This window comes from Tsukamurella conjunctivitidis, from assembly GCF_007858475.1.
GTDB lineage: Bacteria > Actinomycetota > Actinomycetes > Mycobacteriales > Mycobacteriaceae > Tsukamurella > Tsukamurella conjunctivitidis.
In genome coordinates this window covers 14,583-34,005 of the sequence record NZ_VIGX01000007.1, presented here as the reverse complement: position 1 = coordinate 34,005, position 19,423 = coordinate 14,583, and the positions used below count along the sequence as shown (strand labels likewise).

Sequence of the window (19,423 nt, the reverse complement as noted above, 5' to 3'; positions counted from 1 at the left end):
GCCAGCCTACCGCCCCGGGGGACCGGTTCTCACCTTCGTTTCGCGGTGGTGACGACGCTCACGGCAGCTCCACGTCGCCCCTGCCCACGACGAGCCGCAGGGAACGATCGGCCTTGGCCTCGTACAGCGCGTGGTCCGCGGCGGAAACGGCGCGCGGGAAACCCCGCGGCTCCAGGCGGGGCAGGACCACCACGCCCGCACTGCCCGCGATCGACGGGCCCGTCACTCCGTCGCCGGCGACGAGTGCGCGCAGCCCGGCGACCACGGCGTCCGCGGCGGCACGCGTCGGGCGGAGCGCCACCACCACGAACTCGTCGCCGCCCATCCGGGAGACGAGCGCTTCGGGCAGCCCGTCCTTGAGAGCCCGCCCGGTGTCCACGAGCAGTTGATCGCCCGACAGATGGCCGTTGGTGTCGTTGTATTGCTTGAACCGGTCGAGATCGAGGATCGCCACCACCGCGGCGCCGTGCTCGCGGCGCGCCATGATGCGCACCGCGGACTGCATGCCGACCCGGTTGTAGAGACCCGTCAGGCCGTCGCGGTTCTGGTCGGTCACGGCGACGCCGATCCCCCGGCGGCCCGATTCGACCACGAACTGCACGATCATCGGCAGCGCGAAGACCATGGCCAATGCCGGCGCGAGGGTCGTGTAGAGCTCACCGAGCGAGGAGCCGTCGACCACCATCGTCGTGACCGTGGTCGCGAGGACGGCCGCGACGGAGAGGAGGCAGTGCATCAGCAGCACGCGCCAGCCCAGGAGGAACGCCGTGAGCATAGCGAGCATCCCCAGATAGGTGGTACCGCTGATCCGGGCCGTCCCCGCCTGCGCGAGGCACCCCGCGAAGAGACAGATGTCGGCAGTGGCGACGAACCGGATCGCGTCCCGCGCCCGTGGTTCGCGCAGCCTCAGCCACCAGACCCCGAGGACGGCGCTGCCGCTCGATGCGATGACGAAGACGATCATCGCGCCGGTCGTCGTAGGCCGGCCCGCGGAGAAGAGGACCCCGACGCACAGCGGCACCATCATCAGCGCGAGTCCGCCCACGGCGAGCCGCAGCGCCAACCCTCCGCCCTGCACACGCAGCCAGGACTGCGCGGAGGCGTATTCGGCGACGCCCGCGGTGCGCCAGCCCTCACGGTCCCCGAGCCGGCGCAGCACGGAGCGCGCGAAACGCCGTGTCCCCGTCGTTCTCATCGCACCACAGCGGTCAGGTCGCGGACGAGAAGCGCGTCGGCGGGCGAGCGCTTGGCCGCGTAGAGCATCTCGTCGGCGATGCCCGCGAGTTCTGCGAGCCTGTCGCGGTCCGACGACACCGGCGCCAGCGCTATCCCGAGGCTGGCCGGAATCCCCGCGTCGTCGTCACCGTCACCGTCACGGGAGCTGAGCAGACGCCGCAACTCGTCGATGGTCCGGGCCGCGTCCTCCGGGCCCTCCCGGAATCCGACGATCCCGAACTCGTCACCACCGAATCGCCCGACGATCAGGCGCGGCACGGACTTGAGCCTGGTGACGACGTCCCGGAGAAGCTGATCCCCGGCGCCGTGCCCATGGCTGTCGTTGAACCGCTTGAAGCCGTCGAGATCCAGGGCTCCCACGAGCACGACCCCGGTAGCCGCCACCCGCCGTGCGGTACCACGGACCGCGAAGTTCATCCCGCGGCGACTGTACGCGCCGGTCAGGCTGTCGATGTTCCACTCCTCCGTCAGTTTGGCGGCGCCGTGGCGCCCGGTCTCCACGATCGCCTGGATCACCACGGGAAGGCCGACCACGGTCGTGATCGCGGGAGTCGTGTACACGTACAGGTCCTGCACCGTGCGCCCGTCCGCCACGATCGCGTACCCGGTCAGCCCGGCGATCAGAAGCAGCGCGTACACGCAGTGCAGCAAGAGGATCCGCCAGCCCAGGAGGAAGGCCGCGTACATCCCCAGCATCGCGATGTGGATGGTGCCGCAGATGCGTGCCGTCGGATCGGACAGGACTCCCACCGCGATGCCGATGAACAGGTCGGAGGCGAGCAGGAACCACACCGCCTCGCGGTAGGTCGGCCAACTGCCCACCAACCAGCGGAGACCGAGGAGGAATCCGATCACGGCCACGGTCAGGTGCGCGACGCGCGCCGGCACTCCCTCCGGCCCCATCGGGTTGAATTGCATCACGAGGGCCAGGGGCAACATCATCATCGCGAGCAGCGCCACCGCGATCCGCAGGGCCCGTTCACCGTTGAGGTACCGGATCGCCGTCGTCATGTAGGCGAACTCCTTGCGGCCCGCGCTGCGCCAGGCGTCGCGGTCGATCAGGCGTCGCCACGCGAAGCGGGCGTGTCGACGCAGCACGGTCGTCGACCGGGGTGCGTCAGCCATCGCCACCCCCACTCGCCACGAGACCCGACCAGACCACCACGAATCGGGACTGTACCCCTGCGAACCCTCGACGCCGCCGACGATGGGGTCATGATGTCAGAACGATCACATGTTGCAATCGCAAGTGTCGCGGGCGGATTCGTCGACACAGCGGTCGGTCATCGAAGTATCGGACCGCCGACGGTGCGCGCTGACCTTCACACTGTGTTGCGCACAGGCCGATCGGCATCGTGCAGCGCCGCGTCCGCGGTCCTCGAGCTCACCTCACGCGCGGTCGCGCACTCCGGCCGACAGTTCCTCCGTGAGGCGCCGCACCGCGTCGAGGGAGTCCCCGGCCGCACTGACCAGAGCCGAGCCCACGATGACGGCGTCCGCGTAGCGCGCGATCTCCGCGGCCTGAGCACCCGAGCGCACGCCCAGCCCGACGCCGACGGGGATGTCGGAGACCTCGCGCACGCGGGCCACCAGCTCGGGCGCGACGTTGTCGACCGCGTCGCGGGCGCCGGTCACGCCCATGGTGGATGCCGCGTACAGGAAGCCCGACGAGGCCTTCGCCGTCAAGGCGAGACGCTCCGGGGTCGACGAGGGCGCCGCGAGGAAGATCTTGTCCAGGCCGTGACGATCGGCCGCCGCGATCCACTCGCCGGCCTCCTCCGGGATCAGGTTCGGCGTGATGAGGCCCCTGCCACCGGCGGCGGCGAGGTCGCGCGCGAAGGCCTCGACGCCGTACTTGAGCACGGGGTTCCAGTACGCCATGACGACCGGCGCGCCGCCCGCGGCGGCGACGGCCTCGGCGTACGCGAAGATGTCGCGCACCCGGATGCCGCCGCGCAAGGCGTCGTCCGCGGCGCGCTGGATGACGGGACCGTCCATCACCGGATCGCTGTAGGCCACGCCCAGCTCGACGATGTCGGCGCCGGACTCCACCATCGCGACGACGGTGTCGATGCCGCGTTGCTTGGTCGGATACCCGCAGGGCAGGTAGGTCACCAGCGCGGCGCGGTTCTCCGCCCGGCACTGCTCGAAGACCGGTGCCAATGCGCTCACTTGTTCTCCCCCTCGACCTCGCCGCTGTGCGGGGCCGCGTCCCGCGTTTCGGTGTTGCGCAGTTCCGTGTTCAGGTCCGCGCCGATCACCTTCTGACCGACGACGTCGCCGTGCTCGTCGAGCAGGCCGAACCACTTGCCCGCGCTGTCGACGTCCTTGTCCCCGCGGCCGGACAGGTTCACCACGATCACGGCCTCGGGGCCGAGCTCACGTCCCAGATCCAGCGCGCCGGCCACCGCGTGGGCGGACTCGATCGCGGGGATGATGCCCTCCGTGCGGCACAGCAGGGCGAAGGCGTCCATCGCCTGGGCGTCGGTGATCGGCACGTACTCCGCGCGCCCGGACTCCTTGAGCTGCGCGTGCTCCGGGCCGACGCCCGGATAGTCGAGCCCGGCGGAGATGGAGTGCGACTCGATGGTCTGGCCGTCCTCGTCCTGCAGCAGGTACGAATACGCCCCCTGGAAGGCGCCCGGGCTGCCACCGGTGAAGGTCGCGGCGTGGCGGCCGGTCTCCACGCCGTCGCCCGCGGCCTCGCACCCGACGAGCCGCACGCCTTCGTCCGCGATGAAGGGATGGAATATCCCGATCGCGTTGGAGCCGCCGCCCACGCAGGCGACGACGGCGTCGGGCAGCCGGCCCTCGGCCTCGAGGACCTGCTCGCGCGCCTCCATCCCGACGATGCGCTGCAGGTCGCGCACCATCAGCGGGAAGGGGTGCGGCCCGGCGGCGGTACCGAAGCAGTAGTAGGTGGTGTCGGCGTTGCTGACCCAGTCGCGCAGCGCCTCGTTGATCGCATCCTTGAGCGAGGCGGAGCCCGATGCGACGGCGATGACCTCCGCACCCAGGAGGCGCATCCGCGCGACGTTGAGCGCCTGCCGGTCGGTGTCGACCTTGCCCATGTACACGACGCACTCGATGCCGAGGAGGGCGCACGCGGTGGCGGTGGCGACGCCGTGCTGGCCCGCGCCGGTCTCCGCGATGACGCGGGGCTTGCCCATCCGCTTGGCGAGCAGTACCTGACCGAGCACGTTGTTGATCTTGTGGCTGCCGGTGTGGTTGAGGTCCTCGCGCTTGAGGTAGACCTTGGCGCCGCCCGCGTGCTCGTTCAGGCGGACACACGGGTACAGCGGCGAGGGACGCCCCGTGTACTGGCGCTGCAGCCGGTCGAGTTCGCCGAGGAACTCACGGTCGGAGCGCACCTTCTCGAACTCGGCCGTGACCTCCTCGATCACCGCCATCAGCGCCTCCGGCACGTGCCGCCCGCCCCACGCGCCCCAATGACCGGTCCCGTCCGGCTCGAAGGCCGATCGTTCGGACAGTCCGGTACTCGCTTCTGGGAGGCTCACAGCAACGATTATCCCTCCCGGGTCAAAGTGAAATCACAGCGACGCCAAACATTCCGCGAATCCGGCTCCGCGACGAGTGTTTCCGGGCATGACCACAACTCTGGGACACGTCCTCGACGATCCCGTCCGGGCATCGCTGTACGGCGCGCACGCCCGCTTCCGCCTCGGGGACGGGGCCGTCGTCCGCTACCGCCCCGAAGTGGCCCGGTTCGTCGGCCATCCGCCGCAGCCGACTTCCGGGGACTACGCCGCGCTGGCGAGCCTCGCCGTGCCGGGCACCCCGATCTCGCTGCGCGGCGTGCCCGAGCCGCTGCCGCCCGGGTGGAGGATCGTCGAGCGCATCCCCCTCGTCCAGTACGAGGGTGCGGCCCTCGCCACCGCATCGGACGACGAGGCCGAGGTGCTCGGGCCGAACGACACCGACGAGATCCTGGATCTCATCGCGCGTACACGGCCCGGGCCGTTCGAGCGGCGCACCGTCGAACTGGGGCTCTACCTGGGCCTGCGCGACGATCGCGGCCGCCTGATCGCCCTGGCCGGCGAACGACTGCGACCGCCCGGATGGACCGAGATCAGCGCGGTGTGCACGGATCCCGCGCACCGCGGCCGAGGCCTCGCGACGCGGCTCGTCCGCGCGGTCGGCCACCACATCCGGGAGCGGGGAGATGTCCCCTTCCTGCACACGTCCGCCGAGAACACCGGCGCCCGCGCCGTCTACGAGCACCTCGGCTTCCGCCTGCGCGCCTCGATCCCCCTGCTCCTCGCCCTTCCGCCGACCACTGACCCGACCGGAGCGTCATGACCCTCGCCCTCAGCCGGCCGCAGCCGGCCACCACCGACCCCGAGCTCGCCGCGCTCGCCGCGCTGCCCGTACGACACCGCGTCCAGTGGGGCCGCTGGCTCGCCGTCGCGGTCGCGATCGTGCTGTTCGCACAGCTCGCGACATCGGCGGTGACGAATCCCCGCTACGACTGGCCCACGTTCGGCGCCTACCTGTTCAGCCCGACGGTGCTCGAGGCACTGTGGTTCACGGTGCAGCTCACCGCGATCGGCGCCGTCCTCGGCTTCCTCCTCGGCGGGGTGCTCGCCCTGGCGCGCCTGTCCGGCAACCGCGTGCTCGCGGCCTTCAGCTTCGGCTTCATCTGGCTGTTCCGGTCGATCCCACTCATCGTGCAGATCCTGTTCTGGGGCTACCTCGGTGCGCTGTACCCGACGATCGGACTCGGGATCCCGTTCGGCCCGACGTTCATCGACTCCCCGACCAAGGACCTGCTCTCTCCGTACACCGCGGCCGTCATCGGCATCGTCCTGCACCAGGCCGCCTACGGCTCGGAGATCGTGCGGGCCGGGATCCTCGGGGTCGCCGACGGACAGCACGACGCCGCTCGAGCCCTCGGCATCCCGCCGACCGCGCACCTCCTACGGATCACGCTCCCCCAGGCGCTGCGCACGATCGTGCCGCCCGCGGCGAACGAGGTGATCGGCCTGCTCAAGGGCACGACGGCGGTCTTCATCCTGGCTCTGCCGGACCTGTTCTACCAGGTCCAGGTGATCTACGGACGAAACGGACGGATCATCCCGCTCCTGCTCGTCGCCGTCGCCTGGTACGCGCTCCTGACCACCGTCCTGTCGATCGGCCAGCACTACCTCGAGAAGCGCCTCGCGCGCGGCTACGGGGCCTCGAAGCCCGCGACGAAGGAGAACGCCGCATGACCGCCACCGATCCGCGCCCGCGACTGGAGGCCGTGGGCCTGACGAAACGCTTCGGGCACGACGAGGTGCTCCGCGGGGTCGATCTCACGATCGCGCCCGGCGAGGTCGTCTCGATCATCGGGCCGTCGGGATCCGGGAAGTCGACCCTGCTCCGGCTGCTCAATCATCTGGAGGAGCCCACCGCCGGCGTCGTCCGAGTCGATGGCGAGCTCATCGGCGTCCGGCGCCGCGGCGGACACCTCGTCGCGCTGCGCGAGCGCGAGCTGCGCCGCCAACGCGCGCGCATCGGCTTCGTCTTCCAGCAGTTCAACCTCTTCCCCCATCTGACGGCCGCGGAGAACGTCGCGCGCCCGCAGCGCCTGACGCTGGGACGGAGCCGCTCCGAGGCGGACGACCGCGCCCGCGAGTTGTTGGACCGGGTCGGCCTCGGCGCGCACGCCGGCCACTATCCCGGGCAGCTGTCCGGCGGTCAGCAGCAGCGCGTCGCGATCGCCCGCACACTCGCGCTCGATCCGGACCTGATCCTGTTCGACGAGCCGACCTCGGCTCTCGATCCCGAGCTCGTCGGTGAGGTGAACACCGTGATCGCCGAGCTCGCCGCCGAGGGCCGCACCCTCGTCGTGGTGACGCACGAACTCGCCTTCGCGCGACGCATCTCCGATCGGATCGTCTTCCTCGACCGCGGCCGCGTGGTCGCGGTCGGGACCCCATCGGCCGTCCTCGACCGCCCCGCCACCGACCGCACCCGCACCTTCCTCGCCCACTGGACCACCAAGGAGACCGCATGACCACCCGCACTCGAGCCCTCCATCGCCTGCCCCTCCTCGTGGCGGCGATCGCCGTCGCGGGATCTCTCCTCGCCGGGTGCGGCGGGCAGACCACGGAATCGTCGACGGCGAGCGTGACCGGGGCGGCGGGGCAGCAGCTCAATCTCACCAGCAAGCAGGACCGCATCCTCCCGCCGAAGAACGAGGCCGCGGCGGCTCTCCTCCCGCAGGCGATCCGGGACCGCGGCACGCTCCGTGTCGCCCACGGTTCGGGCGCCGGCAACGCGCCCTTCTACTTCCCCGCCACGGACGACGAGCGCGTCTTCATCGGCGACGAGTCGGACATCGCGTACCTCATCGCGGGATCGTTGGGCCTGCGGCTCGAGGAGTCCAACACCTCGTGGGAGGGCCTGTTCCTCGGGATCGACAGCGGCCAGTTCGACCTGGGCGTCTCGAACATCACCGTCACGGAGGCGCGCAAGCAGAAGTACGACTTCGCGACCTACCGTAAGGACGATCTGGCCGTCGAGGTCCAGGACTCATCCACCTTCACCTTCACCGATGGGAACTCCTTCTCCGGGAAGACGGTCGCCGTCGGCTCCGGCACCAACCAGGAGCGGATCCTGCAACGCTACGACGCGGACCTCCGCGCCGCCGGGAAGCCCGGGATCACGATCAAGAACTACCAGGACAACACCGGTGTCTACGCCGCGCTCGCGTCCGGTCAGATCGACGCCTACTTCGGTCCCAACCCGATCTCGGCCTTCCACGTGGCGCAGACCAAGGGGACCCCGAACGCGACGAAGATCGTCGGACGGGTGTCGGGTGCGGGCTCCACGCTGCAGGGCCTGATCGGCGCGACCACCAAGAAGGACAGCGGGATCATCCGCGCGGTACAGGCGGCGCTGGAATCGACGATCCGCAGCGGCGACTACGCGAAGGTGCTCCGGCGGTGGGGCCTGGAAGCCGAGGCCGTGCCGACGTCGGAGATCAATCCGCCCGGTCTGCCGATCACCGACAAGTGACCGACGCCGACGAGTGACGACAGGCGGGGCCGCGCACCGATCCGGTGCGCGGCCCTCGTCGTCGGCACCCGTCGGCCCACCTCGCCGTCCGAGACGTCACGGACGGGATACCGTCGGTCACCCCGACGTGGTCGCGCGGGCGACGAACTTGAACCGATCGCCCCGGTAGACGCTCCGCGTCCACTCCAGCGCCACGCCGTCGGCATCGCGTCCGAGGCGGTGCACCATGAGCAGCGGATGGCCCGCGGTCACCCCGAGCAGCTCCGCCTCGCTCGGCGCGGCGAGAGCCGTCTCGACGGTGTCCTCCACCGCGGTGATCGCGCGCGCGTACTGTTCCCGCAGCACCCGGTACAGCGAGTCCTGCTCCTCCAGTCTGGCCGCGAGGCCGCGCAGTGGCCCCCGCAGGTGCGCCTCCTCGATGGCGAGCGGCTCGTCGTCGACGATGCGCAACCGCGTCACGCGGTAGACCCGCGCTCCGCGCGGAAGCTCCAGGGCGGCCTGCGTCTCGGCGTCCGCGGTCACGTGGTCGCAGGAGAGCAGGCGCGACCGCACCGCCTTGCCGTCGACCCCGAAGTCCTCGCTCAGCGAGGTGAGCTGTCGGACCCGCACCACCTTGGGCGGCGCCACGTAGGTGCCACTGCCGTGCTCGCGGCGCAACACCCCCTCGGCGGAGAGCTCCGCCAACGCCTTCCGCAGGGTCGTGCGCGAGACGCCCAGCTGCTCCGCGAGGCGCCGTTCCGCCGGCAGGGTGTCGCCGTGCCCGAGGTCGCCGATGCGGCGCTGCAGCTCGAGTTTGGCGCGGAAGTACCGCGGCGGCTCGGTGTGCGACGTACGAGGAAGCGTCATGTGTTCCACGTTACCCCTTGACGCCGAAAGTGGTCTATGCCACTCTTAGCCTACTTCAAGTGGTGTAGACCAATTGAAGCAGACCTCAAGGAGAGAACATGAGCGGTAGGCAGGGTGCGGCGTCGAACGCGGTGCTCGTCGGGATCGCGGCGGCGAGCCTCGGCGTCATCTACGGGTACGACACGTCGAACATCGCCGCGGCGAAGGATTTCATCCGGGCCGACTTCGGCCTCGGCGACACGATGACCCAGGCGCTCGCCACGGTCGTGGTGGTGGGCGAGATCCTCGGCGCCCTCGTCGGCGGGTGGTTCGCCAACCGGATCGGACGCCGCAAGGCGATGATCTCCGTCGCCGCGGGGTACAGCGCTTTCGCCCTGTTCGGAGCGCTGGCCCCCACGGTTCCGCTCCTGCTGGCCGCGCGCTTCCTGCTCGGCCTCACGGTCGGCGTCTCCGTGGTGGTCGTCCCGGTCTTCGTCGCCGAATCCGCGCCTGCGAAACGGCGCGGCGCGATGCTGGTGGCGTACCAGTTCGCGACGATCGTGGGCATCATCCTCGGCTACATCCTGGGCTACCTGCTCGCCGGCCTGGGCACGACCTCGTGGAAGTGGATGCTCGGCCTCGCCGCGGTCCCGGCGATCATCGTGACCCTGCTGCTGGTCCGCCTGCCGGACACCGCGCGGTGGTACATGACCCGCGGACGCGAGGACGAGGCCCGCGCCGCGCTCATCTCCGTGGAGCCGGACTCGACCGCGGCCGACATCGAGGCAGAGCTGGACGAGATGCGCGCCCAACTGTCCGACGAGTCCGGCGGCAGGCTGAGTCAGCTCTTCCGCCAGCCCTACCTGCGCGCCACCTTCTTCGTGGTCGTCCTCGGCTTCTTCATCCAGATCACCGGTATCAACGCGATCATCTACTACAGCCCGGACATCTTCGCCTCGATGGGCTACGACGGGAACTTCGGCAAGTACATGCTGCCCGCCTTCGTCCAGCTCTTCGGCCTGCTCGCGGTGGTCATCTCCATCTTCACCGTCGACAAGTTCGGTCGGCGACCGATTCTGCTCGGCGGCATCGGCACCATGATCCTCGCCTTCGCGGTGATGATCCTGGCGTACCAGATGGCCGACGGGGACTTCACGAACCACGAGACCGCGGGCGTCGTCGGCTTCGCGGGGCTGGTCCTCGTCGTGATCGGCTTCTCCTTCGGCTTCGGCTCGCTGGTCTGGGTCTACGCCGGTGAAGCCTTCCCCGCCCGACTGCGCGCCTACGGCTCGTCGGCGATGCTCACCTCGGACCTGGTCGCGAACGCCATCGTCGCGCAGCTCACTCTGACGATGCTCAACAGCCGGCTCCTCGGCGGCACCGGAACCTTCGCGGTCTTCGGCGCGCTCTCCGTGGTCGCCTTCCTGTTCGTGCTCAAGTTCGCCCCGGAGACCAAGGGCCGCAAACTCGAGGACATCCAGTACTACTGGCGCAACAACGGCACCTGGCCGGCCGAGACCGACAGGGCCGGGGCCGGGGCGGCGGCGCGATGAGCTCGGCGGTGATCGGCCTCGACATCGGCGGGTCGAAGACGCAGGCGGTCCGCGCCGAGAACGGCGTGGTCGTGGCCGAGGCGCTCGCGGGCAGCGCCAACATCTCCTCCGTGGGGCGCGACGAGGCCGGTCGCCAGCTCGACATCGCGCTGGGCAGGCTCGGCGTCGACGATGTGGGGGCGGTCTGCGCCGGCGCCGCCGGCGTCGAGACCCCCGCCGGGGCGGCCACCCTCACTGCGCTCCTCGCCGAGCGCGTCCCCGGTGCCCGCGTTCGCGTCGTGCACGACAGCCAGCTCATCCTGGCCGCGGCGGGCGTGCGGGACGGCGTGGCGGTCATCTCCGGCACCGGCGCCGTCGCCTGGGGCCGCGCGGGCGACCGGCACGCCCGCGCGGGCGGGTGGGGCTACCTCCTCGGCGACGAGGGCAGTGGTTACTGGGTGGCCAAGGAGGCGGTGCGCCGCACGCTGATCCGGCTCGATCGCGAGGAGCCCGCCGACCATCTCGGCCAGCAGCTCGCCGCGGACTGCGGCCTGCAGGACACGGACGAGTTGCTCGATCACTTCTACGCGCAGCAGGAGCGGCGCTACTGGGCCGGTCGCGCGCGGGTGGTCTTCGAGCTGGCCCAGTCGGGCGATCCGGTGAGCACGGACATCGTCGACCAGGCGGCGATCGCGCTGACGGACATCGCCGCCTCGGTGGCGGAGCGGATCGGCTCGACGGGCCCGGTCGTGCTCGCGGGCGGCCTCGCCGTGCACCAGCCCGCGTTGCAGCGGCGGGTCCGGCACCATCTCGGGCTGCGCGGCATCTCGGATCTTCGGGTGCTGACCGTCGATCCGGTGCGCGGCGCCATCCAGATCGCGTTGCGCGAGCTGGACCGGCGGACCGCGAGGGACTAGCGCGCGGGGCGGGGGCAGCTCGGGTGGGAGCCGGCCGTCACGAGGTCGGAGACCGCGGTCCGCGGGTCCCCGGCAGTGACGAGGCCCTCGCCCACGAGCACCCCGTCTGCGCCCTGGCCGGCGTAGGTCAGCAGGTCGTGGCTGTCGCGCACACCCGACTCGGCGATCTTGATCACCGAGGACGGGAGGCCGGGTGCGATCCGCGCGAAGGATTCGCGGTCCACCTCGAGGGTCTTGAGGTTGCGGGCGTTGACGCCGATCACCGTCGCGCCGGCCTCGAGCGCGCGGTCCGCCTCGTCCTCGGTGTGGACCTCGACCAGCGCGGTCATGCCCAGCGATTCGATGCGGTCCAGCAGCGAGACGAGGACGGGCTGCTCCAGCGCCGCGACGATCAACAGCACGATGTCGGCGCCGTGCGCGCGGGCCTCGTGGATCTGATAGGGCGTCACGATGAAGTCCTTGCGGAGGACGGGGATCCGCACGCGCTCGCGGACGGCGTCGAGGTCCGCCAGCGAGCCCTTGAACCGGCGCTCCTCCGTGAGCACGCTGATCGCGCGCGCTCCCCCGGCCTCGTATTCGGCGGCGAGCTCGGCGGGGTCGGCGATACCTGCCAGATCCCCCTTCGACGGGCTGGCGCGCTTGACCTCGGCGATGACGGCGATACCGGGCTCGCGGAGCGCGGCGGTGGCATCGACGGCGGGCGGCGCGGCTTTCGCCGCGGCCTTGACCGCGGCGAGATCGACGAGGGCCTCACGCGCAGCCAGGTCCGCGCGCACACCCTCGATGATCGAGTCGAGAGCAGTGGGAGAAGTCACGGCTGCGGGCCCTTCCTGGATCGTGGAGCGTGCACCAACATTAGCCCTCGGCCCGCGGGTGCTCGGGTCCGGCCCCCTCACCCGTGCCGGGACGGGCGCCACCCGCCTCGGTCGGGTCGTCACCACCGTCGAGCGCGTCCCACAGGTCCCGCTCGGAGGCGGGCTCCTGGGCGGCCTCGTCGAAGACGCGCTGCTCGAGTTCCGCGCGCCGCGCCGCGGGCGAGACGTACTTCGAGCCCATGCCGCCGCCCCGCAATCCGCGTATCAGGAGCGCCGCGGCGAGAACGGCGAACAGGGCCCCGAGCAACGCGACGGACGGCCCGGCGGCCGTCGGGTCGACCTGGGCGATGTAGTCCTTGTTGCCCATGACGGACGTGCCCGCATCGCCGTTGGCCGGCGCGTCGCGCAGGATCTTCTCGAGGTACCCGATGTCGGGGTCCTGCGTCAGCACGGTCACCGCAGGGTAGGCGGCGCCGATCGCGGCGACGGCCACCACCACGGCGACGACGCCCCGCGCCCAGTTCTTCAGGGCCAGGGCCGCCGCGATCGCGGCGAGGAAGACCAGCCACAGCGCTGAGAGCGCGGGCGCCCAGGTGTGCCCCGCGACGTCCAGGGTGCGTTCGGGAGAGAGGCCGTCGGCGATCGTGACGCCCATCCAGGACATCCGGCCCGATCCCCAGACGGCGCCCGCCGCAGCGGCGAGCAGGACGGACGCGATCGCGAGGTTCCGTTTGGCGGTCATCGGTCCTCCCCCGCCACGGTGCGCAGCGTGTTCGCGGCGGCCACGGCCTTGAGCGCGGCCAGGGCCTTGTTGCGCGACTCGTTGTACTCGTACTCGCCGACGGAGTCGGCCACGACGCCGCCGCCGGCCTGGACGTACGCGGTGCCGCCCTTGAGCACCGCGGTGCGGATCGCGATGGCGGTGTCGGCGTCACCCGCGAAGTCGAGGTAGCCGACGATGCCGCCGTACAGCCCACGGCGGGTCAGCTCGGCCTCGTCGATGAGCTCCATGGCGCGCACCTTGGGGGCGCCGGTGAGGGTGCCCGCGGGGAAGCACGCGGCGACCGCGTCGAGGGCCTGCTTGCCGGGCGCGAGATCGCCGGAGACGGTGGAGACCAGGTGCATGACGTGGCTGTAGCGCTCGATGCGCCGGTAGTCGGTGACCCGCACCGTGCCGGGCGTGCAGACGCGCCCGAGGTCGTTACGGCCGAGGTCGACGAGCATGAGGTGCTCGCTGTTCTCCTTCTCGTCGGCCTGCAGGTCCTTCTCCAACAGCAGGTCCTCCTCGGCGGAGGCTCCACGCCACCGCGTCCCCGCGATCGGATGGGTGGTGGCGGTCCCGTCGGAGACGGTGACCAGCGCCTCGGGGCTGGACCCGACGATCGAGAAGGCGACCGAGCCGTCGGGCGCCGGGACCTGGACCAGGTACATGTACGGGCTCGGGTTCGACGCGCGGAGCACGCGGTAGACGTCGATGGGATCGGCGTCGCTCGGCACCGAGAACCGTTGCGAGGGCACGACCTGGAAGGCTTCGCCGGCCTCGATGTCGCCGACCAGTTTCTCGACGATCGCGCTGTACTCGTCGACGGTGCGCTGCGCGGTGTACTCGGGCTCGGGCCGCGTGAACGAGGCGACCGAGGAGGCCAGCGGGGCGGCCAGGGCGGCCTCCATCGCGTCGAGCCGGCGCACCGCGTCGGCGTAGGCCTCATCGACCCGGTCCGCGGAGCCGTCCCAGTTCACGGCGTTGGCGATGAGCGTGATGGTGCCCTCGTGGTGGTCGATCGCGGCCAGATCGGTCGCCAGCAGCCACACCATCTCCGGGAGGTGCAGGTCGTCGACGGTGGTGTCGGGCAGCCGCTCCAGGCGCCGGATCGCGTCGTAGGCGAGGTAGCCGACCATGCCGCCGTTGAGCGGCGGCAGCCCGGCGATCCGCTCGGAACTGAGCAGCCGCAGCACCTCGCCCAGGGCCTCGAGCGGATCGCCGCCCGACGGTGCGCCGGCGGGCGCCTTCCCGATCCAGGTCGCGGCACCGTCGACGACGGTGAGCGCGGCGGGCGCCGGCGCACCGACGAAGGACCACCGGCTCCACGACTGCCCCGCGGCCGCGGACTCGAGCAGGAAGGTGCCGGGACGACCTCCGGCGAGCTTGCGGTAGGTCGACAGCGGGGTCTCGGCGTCGGCGAGCACCGTCCGGATCACGGGCACCACGCGGTGCCGCTCCGCGAGCGCGAGGAACTCGTCCCGGCTGGTGGTCGCGCCGTCGGGCTGCAGGTCGGGCTGCTGTGCGGTACTCATCGTCTCTCAGTATCCCAGCGCCGGTAGGTTCACGGACATGCGCATAGGCCAGCGGGCCCCCGAGTTCGCACTCCCCGACCGCACCGGCACCGTCCGCACCCTCTCGGAGCTCCGCGGCGACGGCCGCGCCGCGGTCTTCTTCTACCTCACCGCCGGCCTACCCGTGTGCGTGGCCGAGGTCGGCCGGTTCCGCGACGCGGGCGAGGAGTTCGATCGTCGCGGCACCGCCCGCATCGGGATCAGCATGGACCCGCTCGTCCGGACACAGGCCTTCGCGGACGTGATGGAGCCGGGTTTCCCGCTGCTCACCGACGCCGACGGTGCCGTCTCCGCGGAGTACGACGTCAAGCGCGGCAGGTTCGCGGTGGCCCCGGTGCGGCGACAGACCTTCCTCGTCGACACCGACGGGACGGTGCTGCACATCGTCGTCGGTGAGCTGCGCGCGGTCGCGCACGTCGAGGAGACGCTGGCCTTCCTCCGCACGCTCAGCGCGTAGCGGCGACCCCCAGGGCTCAGCGGGTGGCGACCAGCCCCGACTCGGCCGCTGCGGCCTGCGCCTGGCGGTCCGGCGCCTCGAACGGCACCTGCGAGACGAAGTAGGTCTCGGGATTCGTGTCGACGACGGTGATCCGCAACCGCTCGCCGCGGGTGGGAGCGTTCTGGAGAACGATGTTCGCGGTCGCCCGAGCGGCCGGGATCCCGGAGACCCGGGCATCGGTGACCTGGAGGCCCTCGAGCCGGGGGTTGTGGCCGTTGTAACCACCGTCCTTGGCGATCTCCGCGGCGAAGGCCTTGGCGAGAGCCTTCACGTCCAGGCCGGACCGCCCGAAGTCGCCGATGCTGACCTGCGACGCCCACGTCGTGCCCGAGGGCCCGAACGGGGCCCGCGCCAGGCCCACACCGCCGGCGTCCGCGGGGCTGATGGTCCAGCCGGGCAGCGCGGACGTCGGGAACGAGAGCGACGCCGCGCTGAGACGGGCGGGCGCGGCAGAAGCGGGTGCGGCGACGCCGGCGGCGGCCACGGCCACCGCCGCGGAGGTGACGGCGAAGCGGCGGAGAAGGGTCACGGTAGTCATGAACATAATGAATACCGGATTCACTGAGGAAGATCTAGGTAATGCTCATCACGATCACGGTCCGAGCAGCAGGTCCCCGTCGAAGCAGGTATGGGTGCCCGTGTGGCAGGCGGGACCGGTCTGCCGGACCGTGAGCAGGACGGTGTCGCCGTCGCAGTCGAGCCGTACGTCGCGGACCTCCTGCACGTGCCCCGAGGTCTCGCCCTTGACCCACAGCTGTTTCCGCGAGCGCGAGTAGTACGTGCCCTTACGGGTCGCCAGTGTGAGCGCGAGCGCCTCGTCGTTCATCCACGCCATCATCAGCACGTCGCCGGTGCCCTCCTCCTGGGCGATGGCGGCGACGAGGCCGTCGGCGTTGCGCTTGAGGCGGGCGGCGATCGCCTCGTCGAGGCCCGTCACCGTCGCACCACCAGGCCGTGCCCGGCCATCTCGTCCTTGACCTGTCCGATAGTCATGTCGCCGAAATGGAAGACACTGGCGGCGAGCACCGCGTCGGCCCCTGCTTCCACGGCGGGCGAGAAGTGCTCCTTCGTGCCCGCGCCGCCCGAGGCGATCACCGGGATGTGCACGGCCGCACGGGCCGCGGCGATCATCCGAAGGTCGAATCCGGCTTTGGTGCCGTCGGCGTCCATGGAGTTGAGGAGGATCTCCCCCACACCGAGTTCCTCACCGCGCCGGGCCCATTCGATGGCGTCGATGCCCGTGCCCTTGCGGCCGCCGTGCGTCGTCACCTCCCAGCCGGATGCCGTCGGCTCCTCGCCGTCCGGGACGGTGCGTGCGTCGACGGAGAGCACGATGCACTGGCTGCCGAACCGGTTGGACAGCTCGCGGAGCAGCTCCGGCCGGACGATCGCGGCCGTGTTGACGGAGACCTTGTCCGCGCCGGCGCGGAGCAGGGTGTCGACGTCCTCGACCGAGCGGACGCCGCCGCCCACGGTGAGGGGGATGAAGACCTGCTCGGCGGTGCGGCGCACCACTTCGAGCATGGTGCCGCGGCCCGAGCTCGAGGCGGTCACGTCGAGGAAGGTCAGTTCGTCGGCCCCCTGCGCGTCGTACGCGGCGGCGAGTTCGACGGGGTCGCCCGCGTCGCGCAGGTTCTGGAAGTTGACGCCTTTGACGACGCGCCCGTCGTCGACGTCCAGGCACGGGATCACGCGCACGGCCACCGTCATCGGTCGATGCCTCCTTCGAATGTCTCTAGTAGCTCAGGGTTCCGGAATGGCCCGGGTCGCCGCGGAAGTCCGACGGTGCGCCGACCGACCGCACGATGGACAGCAGTTCGTCGTAGACGCCGGGGGCGCCCGCGAGCACGGAATCCGAACCGACGTGCCAGTCGTCGCCCGCCAGGTCGGTGACGCGACCACCGGCCGCGAGCACGAGTGCGGCGCCCGCGGCGTTGTCCCACGGGTGGTGACCGAAGACGACGGCGCCGCCCAGGGCGCCGGACGCCGTGTAGGCGAGGTCGACGCCCGTCGAGCCGAACTGCCGGACGCGAGCGACGCGCCGCGACACCTCGCCGAGGATGGCGTAGCGGTAGTCGCCGGGGAAGTGGCCGTTGCTGCCGCGGCTGAAGCTGCCGACGGCGATCATCGCGTCGTCGAGCCCGGCCTCGCCCAGGGACGGCAGGATCTCGCCGCGGTTGCGGACGGGGCCCGCGACGTGTCCGGCGAAGGCGTCGCCGACGAGGGGGAACCATGCGAGACCGGCGACGGGGCGGCCGTCGTGGAGCAGCCCCAGGAGGGTGCCCGTGGCGGGGTATCCCGCCGAGTAGTTGAAGGTGCCGTCGATGGGATCGAGCACCCACACGGTGCCCTCGTCGACGGCGGGGCCGCCGTACTCCTCGCCGTGCACCGGCACGCCCGTGGCCTCGGCGACGGCGGCGGTGATGCGCCGCTCCAGTTCCAGATCGAGGTCGGTGGCGAAGTCCGCCGGGCCCTTCGCGATGGAGGCGGGCGCGCCGACACCCTCGATGAAGCGGGGCGCGGCGGCATCGAGTGCCGCGCCGGCGAGAGCGAGCAGCCGATCGGGGTCGTCCGTGAATCCCGCAGGGAGGGCGGTCATCGACGCGACACCGCATCGAGGGCCTCGGGAAGGGTGAACCGGCCCGCGTAGAGGGCCTTTCCGATGATGGCGGAATCGACGCCGCGATCGACGAGGGTGGCGATGGCGGTCAGGTCCTCGAGCGCCGAGATGCCGCCGGAGGCGACCACGGGCGCGTCCGTCGCGGCGGCGACGGCGGCCAACAGGTCGAGGTTCGGGCCGGTCAGCGTGCCGTCCTTGGAGACATCCGTGACCACGTACCTGCTGCAGCCGTCGCGGTTGAGGCGCTCGAGCACTTCCCAGAGGTCGCCACCGTCGGTGACCCAGCCACGGCCGCGCAGCCGCCACTGGCCGTCGAGCTGCTTGACGTCCAGGCCGACCGCGATCCTGTCGCCGTGGCGGGCGATGGCGCTCGCGCACCACTCGGGATTCTCGATGGCCGCGGTGCCGAGGTTCACGCGGGCGCAGCCGGTGGCCAGCGCCGCCGCGAGGGAGTCGTCGTCGCGGATGCCGCCGGACAACTCGACCTTGACGTCCAGCTCGCCGATGACGTCGGCCAGCAGCTCGCGGTTGCTGCCCTTGCCGAACGCGGCGTCGAGGTCGACGAGGTGGACCCACTCCGCCCCGTCGTTCTGCCAGGCGAGGGCGGCGTCGCGCGGCGACCCGTAGGCCGTCTCGCTACCGGCCTCACCCTGCACGAGGCGCACGGCCCTGCCCTCGGCGACGTCGACTGCGGGAAGAAGTACCAGACTCACGCGACCAGCCTAGTGCGTCGTGTCATCCGACTTTCCGGGCTCCCGCTCCTGGGACCCTTGCACGGCCCGCCCGACGATGCGGTTCGACACGATCCCCATCGCGGCGACCGCCCCGACGAGCCCCACCGCGACGATGAGCAGCCCGACGGCGGGGCTGGGCCGCAGCACGTTGAGCAGCAGCACCGCGAGTCCGAGAACGGCGACCGCGGCGCCGAGGGAGAACAGCGCGAGCCGACCGAGGGACAGGTTCCGCTTGCCGCTCACAGCGTGTCCACCCAGTTCTTCAGCAGCACCGCGCCCGCGTCGCCGCTCTTCTCGGGGTGGAACTGCGTCGCCCACAGCGGACCGTTCTCCACGGCCGCGACGAAGGGCCCGCCGTGGTCGGCCCACGTCACCTTCGGCGCGCGGATGTGGTCGGCGATGTCGAGCTCCCACCGCTGCGCGGCGTACGAGTGCACGAAGTAGTACCGGGTGTCCGCGTCGGTGCCGGCGAACAGCTTCGAGCCCTCTGCCGCCTGAACGGTGTTCCAGCCCATGTGCGGCACCACCTCCGCCTGCAACCGTTCGACGGTGCCGGGCCACTCGCCGCACCCGTCGGTCTCGACGCCGAACTCGATGCCCTTCTCGAACAGGATCTGCATGCCCACGCAGATGCCCATCACCGGTCGCCCACCGGCGAGCCGCTCGCCGATGATCCGGTCTCCCTGCACGCCCTTCAGGCCCGCCATGCAGGCCTCGTAGGCGCCGACGCCGGGGACGAGCAGCCCGTCGGCGGCGAGCGCGGTCTTTGCGTCCGCGGTCACGGTGACCTCGGCGCCGGCCCGCTCCATCGCACGATGCGCGGACCGGATGTTGCCGGAGCCGTAGTCGAGGATCGCCACCTTCTTCATGCCGTCCAGCCTAATCGGC

General features: G+C 71.3%; 22 protein-coding genes. 7 read left to right on the top strand and 15 right to left on the bottom strand.

Annotated features, from left to right (window positions below; all coding sequences use genetic code 11):
- Positions 1-58: 58 nt before the first annotated feature.
- The 4 genes from FK530_RS13840 to trpB all read right to left on the bottom strand — a co-directional run bounded on the left by FK530_RS13840 (position 59) and on the right by trpB (position 4,763).
- Positions 59-1,195: a GGDEF domain-containing protein gene (locus FK530_RS13840; RefSeq protein WP_146487625.1), complete on the bottom strand. Its 1,137-nt coding sequence runs from the start codon at positions 1,193-1,195 to the stop codon at positions 59-61.
- The gene (locus FK530_RS13835) at positions 1,192-2,361 is read right to left on the bottom strand and encodes a GGDEF domain-containing protein (RefSeq protein ID WP_146487624.1); all 1,170 of its coding nucleotides are present in this window, start codon (positions 2,359-2,361) and stop codon (positions 1,192-1,194) included. The genes FK530_RS13840 and FK530_RS13835 overlap by 4 nt, the downstream gene beginning before the upstream one ends.
- Before the next feature lie 264 nt (positions 2,362-2,625).
- Positions 2,626-3,408 (bottom strand): tryptophan synthase subunit alpha, encoded by a 783-nt coding sequence (gene trpA / locus FK530_RS13830; protein ID WP_146487623.1) that lies wholly within the window; start codon positions 3,406-3,408, stop codon positions 2,626-2,628.
- A complete protein-coding gene (gene trpB, locus FK530_RS13825) occupies positions 3,405-4,763 on the bottom strand; it encodes a tryptophan synthase subunit beta (RefSeq protein WP_166443293.1) in 1,359 nt (452 codons plus the stop codon). The genes trpA and trpB overlap by 4 nt, the downstream gene beginning before the upstream one ends.
- Before the next feature lie 79 nt (positions 4,764-4,842).
- Between trpB and FK530_RS13820 the strand changes: the two genes are divergently transcribed.
- The 4 genes from FK530_RS13820 to FK530_RS13805 are packed head-to-tail and all read left to right on the top strand — an operon-like array spanning position 4,843 to position 8,259.
- Positions 4,843-5,556: a GNAT family N-acetyltransferase gene (locus tag FK530_RS13820; protein ID WP_146487621.1), complete on the top strand. Its 714-nt coding sequence runs from the start codon at positions 4,843-4,845 to the stop codon at positions 5,554-5,556.
- Positions 5,553-6,467, top strand: a complete 915-nt coding sequence (locus FK530_RS13815; protein ID WP_146487620.1) for an amino acid ABC transporter permease — start codon at positions 5,553-5,555, stop codon at positions 6,465-6,467. Before FK530_RS13820 ends, FK530_RS13815 begins: the two co-directional genes overlap by 4 nt.
- Positions 6,464-7,255 carry an amino acid ABC transporter ATP-binding protein gene (locus tag FK530_RS13810; RefSeq protein ID WP_146487619.1) on the top strand — a complete coding sequence of 264 codons (792 nt, stop codon included), beginning with the start codon at positions 6,464-6,466 and terminating at the stop codon, positions 7,253-7,255. The genes FK530_RS13815 and FK530_RS13810 overlap by 4 nt, the downstream gene beginning before the upstream one ends.
- Positions 7,252-8,259 (top strand): transporter substrate-binding domain-containing protein, encoded by a 1,008-nt coding sequence (locus tag FK530_RS13805; RefSeq protein ID WP_146487618.1) that lies wholly within the window; start codon positions 7,252-7,254, stop codon positions 8,257-8,259. Before FK530_RS13810 ends, FK530_RS13805 begins: the two co-directional genes overlap by 4 nt.
- Before the next feature lie 117 nt (positions 8,260-8,376).
- Here the strand turns inward: FK530_RS13805 and FK530_RS13800 are convergent, their stop codons facing one another.
- Positions 8,377-9,105, bottom strand: coding sequence for a GntR family transcriptional regulator (locus FK530_RS13800; RefSeq protein WP_146487617.1), 729 nt, complete (start codon positions 9,103-9,105; stop codon positions 8,377-8,379).
- Between the two features lie 98 nt (positions 9,106-9,203).
- Between FK530_RS13800 and FK530_RS13795 the strand changes: the two genes are divergently transcribed.
- Positions 9,204-10,637 carry a sugar porter family MFS transporter gene (locus FK530_RS13795; protein ID WP_146487616.1) on the top strand — a complete coding sequence of 478 codons (1,434 nt, stop codon included), beginning with the start codon at positions 9,204-9,206 and terminating at the stop codon, positions 10,635-10,637.
- Complete coding sequence (locus FK530_RS13790) at positions 10,634-11,533, top strand: N-acetylglucosamine kinase (RefSeq protein WP_146487615.1); 900 nt, start codon at positions 10,634-10,636, stop codon at positions 11,531-11,533. Before FK530_RS13795 ends, FK530_RS13790 begins: the two co-directional genes overlap by 4 nt.
- Here FK530_RS13790 and trpC read toward each other — a convergent pair.
- Genes trpC through FK530_RS13775 form a run of 3 tightly spaced genes read right to left on the bottom strand, consistent with a single transcriptional unit; the run spans position 11,530 to position 14,643 of the window.
- On the bottom strand, positions 11,530-12,348 hold the full coding sequence (gene trpC / locus FK530_RS13785; protein ID WP_146487614.1) for an indole-3-glycerol phosphate synthase TrpC: 819 nt from the start codon (positions 12,346-12,348) through the stop codon (positions 11,530-11,532). The genes FK530_RS13790 and trpC overlap by 4 nt on opposite strands.
- A gap of 40 nt (positions 12,349-12,388) precedes the next feature.
- Positions 12,389-13,090 carry a TIGR02234 family membrane protein gene (locus FK530_RS13780; protein WP_146487613.1) on the bottom strand — a complete coding sequence of 234 codons (702 nt, stop codon included), beginning with the start codon at positions 13,088-13,090 and terminating at the stop codon, positions 12,389-12,391.
- Positions 13,087-14,643, bottom strand: coding sequence for an anthranilate synthase component I (locus tag FK530_RS13775; RefSeq protein ID WP_146487612.1), 1,557 nt, complete (start codon positions 14,641-14,643; stop codon positions 13,087-13,089). The genes FK530_RS13780 and FK530_RS13775 overlap by 4 nt, the downstream gene beginning before the upstream one ends.
- A 37-nt stretch (positions 14,644-14,680) precedes the next feature.
- Between FK530_RS13775 and FK530_RS13770 the strand changes: the two genes are divergently transcribed.
- Positions 14,681-15,139 carry a peroxiredoxin family protein gene (locus FK530_RS13770; protein WP_146487611.1) on the top strand — a complete coding sequence of 153 codons (459 nt, stop codon included), beginning with the start codon at positions 14,681-14,683 and terminating at the stop codon, positions 15,137-15,139.
- A 16-nt stretch (positions 15,140-15,155) separates the two neighbouring features.
- Here FK530_RS13770 and FK530_RS13765 read toward each other — a convergent pair whose 3' ends face one another.
- Genes FK530_RS13765 through hisH form a run of 7 tightly spaced genes read right to left on the bottom strand, consistent with a single transcriptional unit; the run spans position 15,156 to position 19,404 of the window.
- Positions 15,156-15,719 carry a hypothetical protein gene (locus FK530_RS13765; protein ID WP_146487610.1) on the bottom strand — a complete coding sequence of 188 codons (564 nt, stop codon included), beginning with the start codon at positions 15,717-15,719 and terminating at the stop codon, positions 15,156-15,158.
- Between the two features lie 54 nt (positions 15,720-15,773).
- On the bottom strand, positions 15,774-16,118 hold the full coding sequence (hisI, locus tag FK530_RS13760; protein WP_146487609.1) for a phosphoribosyl-AMP cyclohydrolase: 345 nt from the start codon (positions 16,116-16,118) through the stop codon (positions 15,774-15,776).
- Positions 16,115-16,891: an imidazole glycerol phosphate synthase subunit HisF gene (hisF, locus tag FK530_RS13755; protein WP_146487608.1), complete on the bottom strand. Its 777-nt coding sequence runs from the start codon at positions 16,889-16,891 to the stop codon at positions 16,115-16,117. The genes hisI and hisF overlap by 4 nt, the downstream gene beginning before the upstream one ends.
- Before the next feature lie 25 nt (positions 16,892-16,916).
- Positions 16,917-17,780, bottom strand: coding sequence for an inositol monophosphatase family protein (locus tag FK530_RS13750; protein ID WP_146487607.1), 864 nt, complete (start codon positions 17,778-17,780; stop codon positions 16,917-16,919).
- Positions 17,777-18,514, bottom strand: coding sequence for a bifunctional 1-(5-phosphoribosyl)-5-((5-phosphoribosylamino)methylideneamino)imidazole-4-carboxamide isomerase/phosphoribosylanthranilate isomerase PriA (gene priA / locus FK530_RS13745; RefSeq protein ID WP_146487606.1), 738 nt, complete (start codon positions 18,512-18,514; stop codon positions 17,777-17,779). Before priA ends, FK530_RS13750 begins: the two co-directional genes overlap by 4 nt.
- A gap of 9 nt (positions 18,515-18,523) precedes the next feature.
- The gene (locus FK530_RS13740; protein ID WP_146487605.1) at positions 18,524-18,778 is read right to left on the bottom strand and encodes a hypothetical protein; all 255 of its coding nucleotides are present in this window, start codon (positions 18,776-18,778) and stop codon (positions 18,524-18,526) included.
- Entirely contained in the window at positions 18,775-19,404 is a 630-nt protein-coding gene (hisH, locus tag FK530_RS13735; RefSeq protein ID WP_146487604.1) for an imidazole glycerol phosphate synthase subunit HisH, read from the bottom strand. Before hisH ends, FK530_RS13740 begins: the two co-directional genes overlap by 4 nt.
- Between the last annotated feature and the right edge of the window lie 19 nt (positions 19,405-19,423).